The organism is Lactobacillus sp. YT155, from assembly GCF_030504545.1.
GTDB lineage: Bacteria > Bacillota > Bacilli > Lactobacillales > Lactobacillaceae > BQUT01.
Map to the genome: position 1 here is coordinate 488,357 of NZ_JAUKWP010000001.1, position 12,863 is coordinate 501,219.

Annotated in this window: 12 protein-coding genes; all 12 read left to right on the top strand. The window is 34.5% G+C overall.

Going from position 1 to position 12,863, the window contains the following annotated elements:
• The first annotated feature begins 8 nt into the window (after positions 1-8).
• The 12 genes from Q2T76_RS02620 (at position 9) to Q2T76_RS02675 (ending at position 12,843) form a co-directional block, all read left to right on the top strand.
• Positions 9-890 carry a phosphotriesterase gene (locus Q2T76_RS02620; protein ID WP_302083818.1) on the top strand — a complete coding sequence of 294 codons (882 nt, stop codon included), beginning with the start codon at positions 9-11 and terminating at the stop codon, positions 888-890.
• On the top strand, positions 890-1,996 hold the full coding sequence (locus Q2T76_RS02625) for an aminotransferase class V-fold PLP-dependent enzyme (RefSeq protein WP_302083820.1): 1,107 nt from the start codon (positions 890-892) through the stop codon (positions 1,994-1,996). Before Q2T76_RS02620 ends, Q2T76_RS02625 begins: the two co-directional genes overlap by 1 nt.
• Before the next feature lie 2 nt (positions 1,997-1,998).
• Positions 1,999-3,165 (top strand): alanine racemase, encoded by a 1,167-nt coding sequence (locus Q2T76_RS02630; protein ID WP_302083822.1) that lies wholly within the window; start codon positions 1,999-2,001, stop codon positions 3,163-3,165.
• A complete protein-coding gene (locus Q2T76_RS02635; RefSeq protein ID WP_302083823.1) occupies positions 3,165-4,373 on the top strand; it encodes a phosphopentomutase in 1,209 nt (402 codons plus the stop codon). Before Q2T76_RS02630 ends, Q2T76_RS02635 begins: the two co-directional genes overlap by 1 nt.
• A gap of 144 nt (positions 4,374-4,517) precedes the next feature.
• Positions 4,518-7,373, top strand: a complete 2,856-nt coding sequence (locus Q2T76_RS02640; RefSeq protein WP_302083825.1) for a DUF3427 domain-containing protein — start codon at positions 4,518-4,520, stop codon at positions 7,371-7,373.
• A gap of 130 nt (positions 7,374-7,503) precedes the next feature.
• Positions 7,504-8,226: a 16S rRNA (guanine(527)-N(7))-methyltransferase RsmG gene (rsmG, locus tag Q2T76_RS02645; protein ID WP_302083827.1), complete on the top strand. Its 723-nt coding sequence runs from the start codon at positions 7,504-7,506 to the stop codon at positions 8,224-8,226.
• A 5-nt stretch (positions 8,227-8,231) separates the two neighbouring features.
• Positions 8,232-9,071: a nucleoid occlusion protein gene (gene noc / locus Q2T76_RS02650; RefSeq protein WP_302083829.1), complete on the top strand. Its 840-nt coding sequence runs from the start codon at positions 8,232-8,234 to the stop codon at positions 9,069-9,071.
• Between the two features lie 14 nt (positions 9,072-9,085).
• On the top strand, positions 9,086-9,850 hold the full coding sequence (locus tag Q2T76_RS02655) for a ParA family protein (protein ID WP_302083831.1): 765 nt from the start codon (positions 9,086-9,088) through the stop codon (positions 9,848-9,850).
• Positions 9,840-10,730 (top strand): ParB/RepB/Spo0J family partition protein, encoded by an 891-nt coding sequence (locus Q2T76_RS02660; protein ID WP_302083833.1) that lies wholly within the window; start codon positions 9,840-9,842, stop codon positions 10,728-10,730. The genes Q2T76_RS02655 and Q2T76_RS02660 overlap by 11 nt, the downstream gene beginning before the upstream one ends.
• An 8-nt stretch (positions 10,731-10,738) precedes the next feature.
• Complete coding sequence (locus tag Q2T76_RS02665; protein WP_302083835.1) at positions 10,739-10,963, top strand: DUF951 domain-containing protein; 225 nt, start codon at positions 10,739-10,741, stop codon at positions 10,961-10,963.
• 11 nt (positions 10,964-10,974) lie between these two features.
• Positions 10,975-12,078 (top strand): redox-regulated ATPase YchF, encoded by a 1,104-nt coding sequence (gene ychF / locus Q2T76_RS02670; protein WP_302083837.1) that lies wholly within the window; start codon positions 10,975-10,977, stop codon positions 12,076-12,078.
• Between the two features lie 15 nt (positions 12,079-12,093).
• Complete coding sequence (locus tag Q2T76_RS02675; RefSeq protein ID WP_302083839.1) at positions 12,094-12,843, top strand: DUF1129 family protein; 750 nt, start codon at positions 12,094-12,096, stop codon at positions 12,841-12,843.
• The last annotated feature ends 20 nt before the right edge of the window (positions 12,844-12,863 follow it).

The following is a 12,863-nucleotide window of genomic DNA, read 5'->3' on the forward strand; positions in this document are numbered from 1 at the left end:
AGGCCATAATGGAAAATATTATATATTCACATGAGCATGTTCCCATTGATTTATCAGAATTGAAATACAATGAAGATTGTCTTTTGTATGATGAAGAGAATGTGACTCAAGAGTTTATAGATTTGAAGAACAAAGGGGTGACCCACGTTATAAATATGACAAATAACGGTATGGGGAGAAATCTTGAGTACTTGGAAAAAATTCAAAAAAATAGTGGAGTGACCATTTTAAGCTCTACAGGATATTATCAGCATAATTTTTTGCCATTAGAGGTTTTTGAAAGATCAAAATATCAACTTGCATCAATGATGATTCGAGATATTTCAGAAGGAATTAAAGGAACTAGTATTAAGGCTTCTGTTATTGGGGAAATAGCCACATCTAACGGAAAGTGGACTGAGCAAGAAGAAAAAGTCTTTGATGCAGCGGTTATTGCACAGAGAGAAACAGGAGTTCCAATAAGCACACACACTTCTTATGGAACATTAGCGATCGAACAAGCAAAATATTTCATTGAAAATAAAGCGAATATTGAAAAAATTGTTATAGGTCATGTTGAGCTAGACAATGATTTAGAAAAAATATTAACAGTTCTTAAAATGGGTCTAACTGTTGAAATTGATACTATCGGTAAAAATAATTATTTACCAGATGCAAGAAGAGTCGAAATGATTAAAAAAATTGAAGAGGCAGGTTATGTTGATCAATTAGTTTTATCAATGGATATTACTCGCAAATCAATGCTAAAAGCTAATGGTGGCAATGGGTATGATTATTTATTAACATCTTTTGTCCCAGATCTTTTAAAAGCTGGCGTTTCAGAAAAATTTGTTGAAAAAATGCTAGTTGAAACACCTAGAAGAATTTTTTTAAATGAGGTGAAAAAGTAATGAGAACATACCCAATTCCAAGTATTTCTGTGGATGAGGCATTGGAAAAACAATTCAAATTAGTTGATGAGATGACCAAAGTCTTTAAATCCGAAGAAATCTTATCAAGAGGTGACTTGGGTGTCGTGCAACCACAAAATATGCCTTTGACGACACAAAAAACTGAACAAGTAATAGCAGGTTTTTTTAATGCGGAAGATGCAATGTTAGTGCGTGGTTCTGGAACGGCGGCAATTCAAAAAGCAATTTTTTCTATTGAAAGAATTAAAAATAAAATATTGGTTCACGACGCCCCAGTTTATCCTACTACAGCAACTTCACTTTCAATGTTAGAAATTGAAAGTGTATCTCTTGATTTTAATGAGATTGAAAATATGGATTTTCAACTAGTAAAAGAGACTGTTGATAATGTAGATTCAATTTTAATTCAATATACCCGACAAAAACCAGATGATCGGTATGATATTGAAAAAGTAATAAATTTCTTCAAGAGAAATTTCCCCGAAAAAAGAATTGTCACTGACGATAATTATGCTGTGATGAAGGTTAATAAAATTGGAACAGAATGTGGTGCTGATCTGAGCTGTTTTTCAACATTCAAATTATTAGGACCTGAGGGAATTGGATGTATTGTAGGAAAATCCGACTTAATAAGCAAATTAAGAAAACAGAATTACTCTGGAGGATCACAAGTACAAGGTCATGAGGCTCTGGATGTATTGAAAGGGTTAGTATATGCGCCTGTAGCTCTAGCCAACCAAGCTCGAACTATTGAAAAAGTTATTAAAAAAATTAAGGATGAACACATTGAAGGAATTAAAGATGCCTATATTGCTAATGCTCAATCAAAAATTCTGTTAATAGAATTTGAAAAACCTGTTGCAAAAGAATTTCTTAAGAAAGCTCAAGAGTTTGGTTCTGCAAATCATCCAGTTGGAGCAGAATCACAGTATGAAATTGTTCCAATGTTTTATAGAGTTTCCGGAACTTTTAGAGAGTTCGATCCTAAACTTGATGATAATACTATTAGAATTAATCCTTACAGATCCGGCCCAGAAACGGTTTTGAGAATAATAATGAAAACCTTGGAAGAAATTGGAGAATAAGAATGTTTACGGAAGCTATATTAAAGGAAAATTCTAAATTGCTAGATGTAGCGACAAAATTGCATCAGAACGGAGAAATTTTTCCTGATACTTATGTAATTGATTTAGAACAGTTAGGAATAAATACTAAGAATTTTAGCGAAAAAGCCGATCAACTTGGATTAGAAGCTTTCTACATGACTAAACAGTTAGGTAGAAACCCAGAAGTGGCAAAAAGAATTGTTGAATCTGGATTGGAAAAGGCGGTAGTTGTCGATTATCGTGAAGCAGAAGTTTTGATGGACAACGGTTTGAAAATTGGACATATAGGAAATCTGGTACAAGTACCTCAAACTTTTTTAGAGCGTGTAATTAGATATGGAGTTGACTATATTTCAGTTTTTTCTATTGAAAAGCTCAAATTAATTAATAAAATTTCAAAAGAAAATGGAATTACTCAAAAAATATTATTGAGAGTTGTAGATGAGGGAGACAACGTTTATCCAGGGCAAACGGCTGGATTTAATATTTCTGAATTACCTAAGTTGGCCAAAGAAATACTTCAACTTGAAAATATTTCCGTTAAAGGGTGCACTTCTTTTCCTTGCATATTGTTTGATGAGAAAGAAGACAAATTTACACCAACTCATAATGCTGACACTGTAATTAAAGCAACCCAAATATTAAATGATAATGGCATTAACGCGACAGAACTTAATATGCCATCAGCAACTTGCTATGAGAGCTTAGACTTACTAAAAGAGATGGGAGCTACTCAGGTTGAACCTGGACATGGATTAAGTGGATCAACACCAATGAATGCAGCGAAAGAGATGAATGGGAAAATTTCTTATTGCTATGTTTCGGAAGTTTCTCATAATTTCGAAGGAAAAGCATATGCGTACGGAGGGGGTTACTATAGACGAGGACTTCTAAAAACTGGTTTGATTCCTGAAAAAAATAGATATAGAAAAGTAAAAATGAATAAGATTGACTCGACAAATATTGATTATTATTTAGAAATTGATCAAGAAGAAGATGTCGGTGAGACAGTTCTAATGAGCTTTAGAACACAAATTTTTGTTACAAGAAGTAATGTTGCTATTGTGGATGGTATACAGTCTGGTAATCCTAGATTGGTGGGAATTTATGATAGTCAAGGCAAAAAATTAAAAGGAGGAATTTTATAATGGGAAAGTTTGGTGTTATTGTCTTAGATAGCTTTGGAGTGGGAGCTATGGATGATATCTTTGAAGAAAGACCCCGTGATGAAGGAGCTAATACTGCGTTCAATATTATTAAAGCAGTTCCTGATATCAAGATTCCTAATCTACAAAAATTAGGATTAATGAATGCGATTGGACACGAACGAGGAGATTTAAAGTTCTCAAGGACGGCAAATTGGGGAACTTCTTTACTAATGCATCACGGTGCTGATTCATATTTAGCCCATCAAGAAATAATGGGAACAAAACCTAAAATTCCACTGTTACAACCTTTTAATGAAGTAATTGATATAGTTGAAGACGCCATTAAAAAAGCTGGGTTTAAAACTAGGCGTGATGGCGAAATAGGAAAACAATTAATTGTAGTTAATGAATCAGCTACTGTGGGTGACAACTTGGAAGCAGATCCTGGACAAGTATACAATGTAACTGCAGCACTTGATATCATGGATTTTGAAACGATAAAGAAATTAGGATATGCAGTAAGGAATGTTGTAAAAGTCTCACGTGTAATTGCGTTCGGGGGACGTGGTGTTGATTTGCAAAACATTCTTAATGCCAAGGAAATTGTTCAAGATAAGTATGTAGGCGTTTCTGCACCAGATTCGGGTGTTTATAAGGATGATTTCCATGTTATCCATTTGGGATATGGTATTAATCCAGATGTACAATTACCATCAATTTTGGACAGACATAGCATTGATGTAGCTTTAGTTGGGAAAACATCGGATATTATTATTTCTGATACGAAAAGAAAACATCCCGGAGTTGATACAACGTTCTTATTTGATGAATTCATTAAAGAAAGTAAAGAAATGCAAAACGGATTACTCTTTATGAATATTCAAGAGACGGATTTAGCTGGTCATGCGTTAGATGCGAGAAAATATGCAGATGTAATCGAAATCGCTGACAAAAAAATTGAAGAAGTAATGAAGTTATATACAGATGATGATATATTAATTATTATGGCAGATCATGGTGATGATCCTACGATTGGTTTCGAACAGCATACTCGTGAGAGAGTTCCAATTATGATTTATAAAGATGGATTAAAAAATAAGTATATTGGTGAAAGAACAACCCTCTCTGACGTAGGAGCTACGGGAGCAGATTACTTTAATGTAGAATCTACAGAAAACGGCAGATCATTCTTGAATAGATTAGATTAAAAAACATCCTTAAGGATGTTTTTTTTAATAGTAAATTTAGCAATCTATGAAAAGACGATTCATTATTTTGGTATTTTTTCCTCCCTTTAATGTTATATTTATTAAAAGTCTCAACTCATTAACAAAGATAAAATGGTGGATTGAATGGAAATTTCGAAGTATTTAAGCGAGTCATTAATGGCGGGATTTGTCGACAAAGAAAAATACAGCGCTCAGACTGAATTTGCGCCTAAATTGTTAACTAATTCTAAGAGTGAAAAAGTGAAATTTCATTTGGAAGAAGAACTAGCAACCTGTCTTGGTTTCACGTTTGCCGTGGCCTTTATTTCGGAAGCAATTTTGACTGACTTGAAAGTTAAATTTGCCGATCTAGCTGCTAAAGGTATTCGTGGGCGAATCATTACTTCCACTTATTTAGGTTTCAATAATCCCAAAGTCTTTAAAGAGTTGTTAAAAATCCCCAATGTTGATGTTCGAGTTTTACCGCAAAATGTCGATTTTCATGCCAAAGGTTATATTTTTCAAAAAGAAAATTATCAAACGTTCATTATTGGGAGTTCTAATTTATCTAGCACCGCACTTATCAAAAACTATGAATGGAATTTGAAACTCACTTCACTTGAGAATTCTGATTTAACTAATCAATTATCCCAGCAAATTGAACAGCAGTGGGAAGCAGCCACACCATTGACCGAGAAATGGATTGCAGAGTATTCTAAGTACTATGTAAAACCAACTGTAGCGGCATCTTTTGTCGAGGAACAGGATGCTAACTATTCAACAATTGACCTGATTAAGCCTAATAAAATGCAAATTGATGCTCTTTCATCAATTCAGAATTTGCGGGATCAAGGAAAGAATAAGGCGTTAATTATTTCTGCGACAGGAACTGGAAAGACTTATTTAGGTGCCTTTGATGTTAAACAAGCTAGTCCTAACAAGTTTCTTTTTGTAGTTCATCGTGAACAAATTTTGAATAAAGCTCTTGAAAGTTTTTACCGAGTGATTGGTGGTTCACGTTCGGAATATGGAATTTTGTCAGGTAATCAAAAAGATACCAACAAAAAATATCTGTTTACCACAATTCAAACAATTTCGAAGGACGAGACGTTAAGTCAATTTGCAAAGGATGAGTTTGATTACATCATGATTGATGAAGCTCATAAGTCAGGGGCGAAAAGTTATCGCAAAATTATTGATTACTTTGCTCCCAAATTCATGTTGGGAATGACGGCAACTCCTGAACGAACAGATGATTTCAATATTTACGAATTATTTGATTACAACATTGCTTATGAAATTCGCCTGCAAGATGCGATTGAAGAAGACATGTTGAGTCAGTTTCATTATATTGGGGTGACTGATTATGAGTATGAGGGAAAAGTAATCGATGACAATAGTGGCTTGAAGGAATTGGTCTCTGAGGAACGGATCGACTATGTTGAACAACAAATTGATTATTACGGTCATGCTGGCGAACAAACATCTGGTTTGATTTTTTGCAGTCGTAAAGAGGAAGCTCATGAAATTGCGGAAATCATGACACAGCGAGGGCACAAGTCAGTTGCATTGACTGGAGAAGATAGTATCAATTATCGTGAAGAAGTTGTGGCTCAATTTGAGAATGGTAAGTTCGACTATATTGTCACGGTCGATATTTTCAATGAAGGAATCGATATTCCTCAAATAAACCAAATTGTTATGTTGCGAAATACTCAATCAAGTATTATTTTTATTCAACAACTTGGTCGTGGTTTGCGTAAATATAAGAATAAAGATTTTGTGACAATTATTGATTTTATTGGAAATTACAAAAATAACTACTTAATTCCTGTGGCGTTATCTGGCGACAAATCACGTAATAAAAATAGCTTGCGAAGTGGATTGATAACTAATCAATTGATTGGACTTTCTTCAATTAACTTTAGTGAAATCGCCAAGCAACGAATTTATGAGTCCATTAATAATATTAGTTTGACACAGCTTTCGCAGTTGCGGGATGAATACTTGGATCTCAAACACAAGTTAGGAAAAATTCCTGAGCTTGCTGACTTTTTGAAATGGGGTTCGATTGATCCACAAGTGATTGTTGATAAATACGAGAATTACTATGAATTTCTTTTGAAGATGAAAGAGACTGTGAATTTAAGTAAAACTGAGCAGGCATTTCTAAGTTTTGTTTCTAAAGAATTGATGAATGGAAAGAGAATTCATGAGTTGAAATTATTAGAGCAGCTATTAAAGAGTAACGGCAAAATTAAAAAATCTACTTTTCTAACTGAGCTCGAAAATCTAGGAACATATATCGATAATAAAACTGTTACTTCGTTTGAACGAGTGTTGAATTTGCAATATTTTCAAGAGAAAGATCAAGTTAAGTATGGGGATGTTGAATATGTAACACTTAGCGGAAACGATTATCAACTTGATAAAGATTTTTTTGAGAATTATGAAAGCAGTTCAACTTTTAGACAATTAGTAGCTGACGTTATTAATGTTGGACTCGAGAAAAATCAACAGTATGATTTGACGAATAAATTTACACTCGGAAAGAAATACGACCGAAAAGATGCCAACCGTCTACTGGGATGGGAAAATGAGCAGGCATCGGCTATATATGGATATACGATTAAAGACGATACTTGTCCAATTTTTGTTAAGTATAAGAAACCAGAAAATACAATTGATTATGACAATATTTTCTACAACACCAACACCATTAAATGGTTTACGCGGCCCTCACGTCGGCTAGATTCTCCGGAAGTCAGGAAGTTGATTGATGGAGATAAGAATAAAACCTTAGACATCTATGTTTTTCTTAAAAAGAATGATGACGAAGGTAGTGATTTCTATTGTTTGGGTCAAGCAGATATCGAAGATAATTCGATTGAACAAACTACAATGCAAGTTAAAGGTGTCGATAAAGATATCGTCGCTATGAATTTGAAGTTAAGAGAAGCGATGGAGTATAGTCTTTATTTGAATATTATAGGTTCTTGATGGAATGAGTCGGAGTCGACTCATTCTTTTATTTGCTTCCCCTCTTCCTTGAATTTCCGCCTAAAATCAGATACTATTAATAGAGTGTGAAACACAAAAAATGTTTCATAAAAACAAGATAAGGTGAACGATGAATCCAGAGGAATTTAGACAAGAATTATTAAAAAATAACATTGAATTATCCGATAAACAAATGGAACAGTTCGCTAAATATTTTGAATTTCTAGTCACTGAAAATCAAAAAATGAATTTGACCGCCATTACCGAAGCATCCCAGGTTTATTTGAAGCACTTTTACGATTCGATTACTCTAGGCTTTGAATACCCTGACTTATTGAATCAAGAAATTAGTGTTTGTGATGTCGGTTCAGGAGCAGGTTTTCCAATTATTCCCTTAAAAATTGTTAACCCTGATTTGAAGGTAACAATTGTTGACTCACTAGGAAAAAGAATTAAATTTTTAAATGAGTTAGCAAACAAACTATCACTTTCTGATTGTGAATTTGTCCATATGCGAGCTGAAGATGCGGGCCAAGATAAAAAATATCGTGCTCAATTTGATTTAGTAGTAGCAAGAGCTGTTGCAAGATTGAATGTTTTAGCGGAATTTTGTCTACCACTGATCAAAAGCAATGGTTATTTCCTAGCAATGAAATCCGAGAATGCTCCTCAAGAATTAGATGAGGCACAAAAGGCTATCGCCACTCTAGGTGGTAAAATTATTCAGACTAATGAATTTAAACTTTCTGATAATAATGAACAACGAGTAATAATTGAAATTCAAAAGAAAAAAGAAACACCTAATAAATATCCGCGCAAAGCAGGTACACCAAGTAAAAAACCAATTCAATAGGAGGTATGAGTATGGCTTCAATTTTTGACAAAATTTCTGGTAAAAAAGATGATAAACCAGAAGATGTGAAACAAAATGAAATCAAATCAATCGAAATGAGTCAAATTGTTCCCAATCGCTATCAACCTCGTACTGAATTTGATCAAGAGGCTATTGCCGAGTTAGCGAAGACGATTGATGAACATGGTTTATTGCAACCAATTGTTGTTCGTGAAGCTGATAACGATGGTTATGAAATAATTGCCGGAGAACGTCGTTATCGTGCGGTTAAAAAACTTGGTTGGAAGCAAATTGATGCAATTGTAAATAACTTAAACGATAATCAAACTGCTTCAATGGGAGTAATTGAGAATCTCCAGCGTGAAAATCTCAATCCGATTGAAGAAGCAGAAGCATATTTAGAATTAATGCGAGTGAATGATTTAACGCAAGCCCAACTTTCTCAACAGTTAGGTAAGAGTCAGTCTTATATCGCCAATAAATTACGATTACTGAAGTTATCTGAACCAGTTAAAGAAGCGATTGCTAGTGATGAAATTTCTCAACGTCATGGTCGAGCAATTCTCGCCTTGAAATCTGTTGCTCAACAAGTTGAAGCATTAGGAAAAGTTACTAAGAGTAATTTGAATGTTCAACAGACTGAAAACTTAGTTGAGAAGATGTTGACTCAAAAGACAAAAACTAAGAAAAAAGTTACCAAGACTGCTGTGAATCGCAATATCAAAATTGCGGCTAATACAATCAAAAAATCAGTTTCGATGATTGAAGACACAGGAATGAAAGTTCAAACTCAAGAGCATGATGGCGAAGATGAGTATGAAATTGTTATTAAGATTAAGAAGTAGTGAAAGGAAATAATATGGCTAAAACAATCTCGATTGCAAACCAAAAAGGTGGCGTTGGTAAAACAACTACCACAATTAACTTGGGAGCAAGTTTAACAGAACTAGGTAAACGAGTTTTAATTGTTGATATCGATCCTCAAGGTAATGCCACAAGTGGATTAGGAATCAAAAAAGCAGATGTTGAAAAAGATGTTTATGATGTTTTAGTAAATGAATATCCTTTAAAAGATACTATTATTCATACTCAAAGAAAGAATTTAGATATTGTGCCGGCCACGATTCAACTAGCTGGGGCTGAAATGGAATTAACTTCCATGATCGCTCGCGAAACTAGATTGAAATCTGGTTTGGACACGGTTGAAGATGAATATGACTTCATCTTGTTAGACTGTCCTCCTTCATTAGGACAATTATCAATTAATGCCTTCACCGCTAGCAATTCAATTATTATTCCAGTTCAAACGGAATACTATGCTCTAGAAGGATTGAGCCAATTACTTAATACAGTTCGCTTAGTTCAAAAACATTTCAACAAGAATTTGGCAATTGAAGGTGTATTACTAACAATGCTAGATAGTCGTACTAACTTAGGTGCCCAAGTTGTTGAAGAAGTTCAAAGTTACTTTGGTGATCGAGTATATGAAACAATTATTCCTCGAAATACTAAGCTAGCTCAGGCACCAAGTTATGGATTGCCAATTATTGATTTTGAAAAGAACTCACCAGGATCGAAGTTGTATATGGATTTAGCAAAGGAAGTGATCGCTGATGCCAAATAATAATAAGACTAGTAAAAATGGTAAGGGATTAGGAAAAGGAATCGACGCAATTTTTTCTGATTTCGAAGGTCAAAATGTTGATGCAACCGAGGAAAATGTTTTAGATTTACGAATTTCTGAAATTCGTCCCAATCCGTATCAACCACGTGAAGAATTTGATGAAGATGCGTTGCAAGATTTAGCTAATTCCATCAAAGAAAATGGCGTTTTCCAACCAATTATTGTTCGTCAAAGTGTGAATGGTTATGAAATTATTGCCGGTGAACGACGCTTTCGTGCTAGCAAGATTGCTGATAAGAAAACAATTCCTGCAATTGTTAGGGACCTCGATGAACGCCAAATGCTAGAAATTGCCGTTCTAGAAAACCTTCAAAGAGAAGATCTCTCTCCAATTGAAGAAGCTGAAGCCTACGATACTTTAATTAAGAAATTAAATATCACGCAAGAAGAAGTTTCTAAGCGTTTAGGTAAGAGTCGTCCATACATTGCTAACTACTTGCGTTTGTTGAACTTGCCACCAATGTCCAAGAAATATTTGAAACAAGGCAAGCTTTCAATGGGACAAGCTCGTACTTTATTGGGATTACAAGATAAAGAAAAAATTGACTACATTGCTAAAATGGTGGTTCAAAAAGGCATCACCGTGCGTGAACTAGAAAAGATTGTAGCTGAAGCTAACAATGCTAAACCACGTTCACTCAAACGAGTAGCACCTAAGTCACCATTTGTTAAAGCAAGCGTTGAGGAGTTGATTAGTAAGTTCGATACGCAAGTTGATATTTCCGAAAACAAAGATGGTCACGGAAAAATCCAAATTGATTTCAAATCAACTGACGATTTGAATCGTATCTTAGACATTCTAGGAATTAGCATCGACTAGGAGGAACAATGTATAACTTAGGCGATATTGTTTTAATGAAAAAACCCCATGCTTGTGGGGAAAATAATTGGGAAATCATTCGCATTGGTGCTGACTTTAAAATTAAATGTTTAAAGTGTGGCCACATTGTAATGATGTCTCGAGCTGATTTTGAAAAGAAAGTTAAAAGTATCAAAACCAAAGCTGTTGATGTAAAAGAATCAACAGAAAATTACGTTAAATTTGAGAAATAAGGAGATTAATAATGCCATTAACTGCTGGAATTGTTGGATTGCCTAACGTTGGTAAATCTACATTGTTTAATGCCATAACTAAAGCTGGAGCGGAGATGGCTAACTATCCGTTTGCAACTATCGAACCAAACGTCGGCATGGTCGAAGTGCCAGATCAACGACTAAAAAGAATTGATGAAATTATTCCTGCTAAGAAAATTATTCATACGACCTTTGAATTCACTGATATTGCTGGAATTGTTAAAGGAGCAAGTAAAGGTGAAGGACTAGGGAATAAATTCTTAGAAAACATTCGTCAAGTAGATGCCATCGTTCATGTGGTGAGAGCATTTGATGATGACAACATTACCAGTGTTACTGGCGTTGTTGATCCTATTTCTGATATTGAAACCATTAATTTGGAATTAAGTTTAGCCGACTTAGAAAGTGTTGAAAAAAGATATTCAAAAGTTGGAAAAATTGCTAGAACAACGAAAGACAAAGAAGCAATTGCTGAATTTGCAGTTCTAGAAAAAATCAAACCAGTTCTAGAAGCTGGACAAGCTGTTCGCTCAATTGAATTTAACGAAGACGAACAAAAAATTGTTAAAGGTCTCTTTCTACTAACTTCTAAACCAGTTATTTATGTAGCTAACATTGCTGAAGAAGACATGGGAAATCCAGAACAATCACCTCATTACATGGCCGTAAAAGACTATGCAACTAAAGAAAGCGCAGAAGTAATGGGCGTTTCAGCTCGAGCAGAGGAAGAAATTGCCGAACTTGATGACGCTGATAAGAAAGAGTTTTTAGCTGATGCAGGTGTTAGTGAATCTGGACTTGATCGATTGATCAAATCAAGTTACAAGATTTTAGGCCTAAGAACTTTCTTCACCGCCGGTGGCAAAGAAACTCGTGCTTGGACATTCAAAAACGGTATGAAAGCACCACAAGTTGCGGGAGTTATTCATACAGACTTTGAACGTGGATTTATTAGAGCAGAAACAATTTCATTTGAAGATTTAGATAAGTACGGCAGCGAACAAGCTGTGAAAGAAGCCGGAAGATTGAGATCTGAAGGTAAAGAATATGTCGTTCAAGACGGTGACATCATCGAATTCAGATTTAACGTTTAATTGGAGGAAATACATTTGAGTGAAAAAGCTAAAGAGAAGAATAAAGAAATAATTGAAAAACAAGCTAAGAATGAAGAAGTAAAGAAAAAAGTCAATGAAGCTGAAGTTGCTACTCAAGACATGTCAGCTGATGAAATTGCTAAAAAACTAAGTAAACGTAATGACGAATACTTGTTTAAATTAAGAAAAGAATTAATAGCGGCTGGCAAAACTGAAGAAGAAGCCAAAGAAATGATTGATGGTTTAGTAAGAGATATTTATTTGAGCCAAATCAAAGGAATTACGGCCAACAAACTCTTTGGAACACCTACTGAAAAAGTAGAAGACTTATTGACAGTTAAGAAAAAAGTTAATGAAAAACAACCTTTCTGGAAGTTAGCAGTTGATACGACACTATTATTCTTGGCACTATTTGCGGCAATGTATGGAGTAATGGGCTTAACAGATCAAAGTAAAAAACCTCAAAACCAAACAGGAATTCTTACCTTGCTAACAATTTCAATTATGTGGGGGGTTATCTTAACCTGGTTTAATATTCAAATGAAGAAATCAAAAGAAAATCGACCAGGAATTGGGAAAACATTGGTTTATATGGCTGGTGGCTTGGTGTTGATGTTTGGAGTACTCTACATCACGGCTAACTTACCAGCAGTAATTAATCCAGTACTAGACCCAACAATATATCTTGTGACTGCGATTGTTTCCTTCGCTGGACGTTATATCTTTAGAAAGATGAATAACATCAAAACATCAGCATTATTTTAAAAATGGAAAAAGGCTTTTAA

Bases quoted from the DNA above. Each gene is read 5' to 3' on its own strand.
- Q2T76_RS02620 (WP_302083818.1), top strand. From the start codon at position 9: ATGGAAAATATTATATATTCACATGAGCATGTTCCCATTGATTTATCA.
- Q2T76_RS02625 (WP_302083820.1), top strand. From the start codon at position 890: ATGAGAACATACCCAATTCCAAGTATTTCTGTGGATGAGGCATTGGAA.
- Q2T76_RS02630 (WP_302083822.1), top strand. From the start codon at position 1,999: ATGTTTACGGAAGCTATATTAAAGGAAAATTCTAAATTGCTAGATGTA.
- Q2T76_RS02635 (WP_302083823.1), top strand. From the start codon at position 3,165: ATGGGAAAGTTTGGTGTTATTGTCTTAGATAGCTTTGGAGTGGGAGCT.
- Q2T76_RS02640 (WP_302083825.1), top strand. From the start codon at position 4,518: ATGGAAATTTCGAAGTATTTAAGCGAGTCATTAATGGCGGGATTTGTC.
- rsmG (WP_302083827.1), top strand. From the start codon at position 7,504: ATGAATCCAGAGGAATTTAGACAAGAATTATTAAAAAATAACATTGAA.
- noc (WP_302083829.1), top strand. From the start codon at position 8,232: ATGAGTATGGCTTCAATTTTTGACAAAATTTCTGGTAAAAAAGATGAT.
- Q2T76_RS02655 (WP_302083831.1), top strand. From the start codon at position 9,086: ATGGCTAAAACAATCTCGATTGCAAACCAAAAAGGTGGCGTTGGTAAA.
- Q2T76_RS02660 (WP_302083833.1), top strand. From the start codon at position 9,840: ATGCCAAATAATAATAAGACTAGTAAAAATGGTAAGGGATTAGGAAAA.
- Q2T76_RS02665 (WP_302083835.1), top strand. From the start codon at position 10,739: ATGTATAACTTAGGCGATATTGTTTTAATGAAAAAACCCCATGCTTGT.
- ychF (WP_302083837.1), top strand. From the start codon at position 10,975: ATGCCATTAACTGCTGGAATTGTTGGATTGCCTAACGTTGGTAAATCT.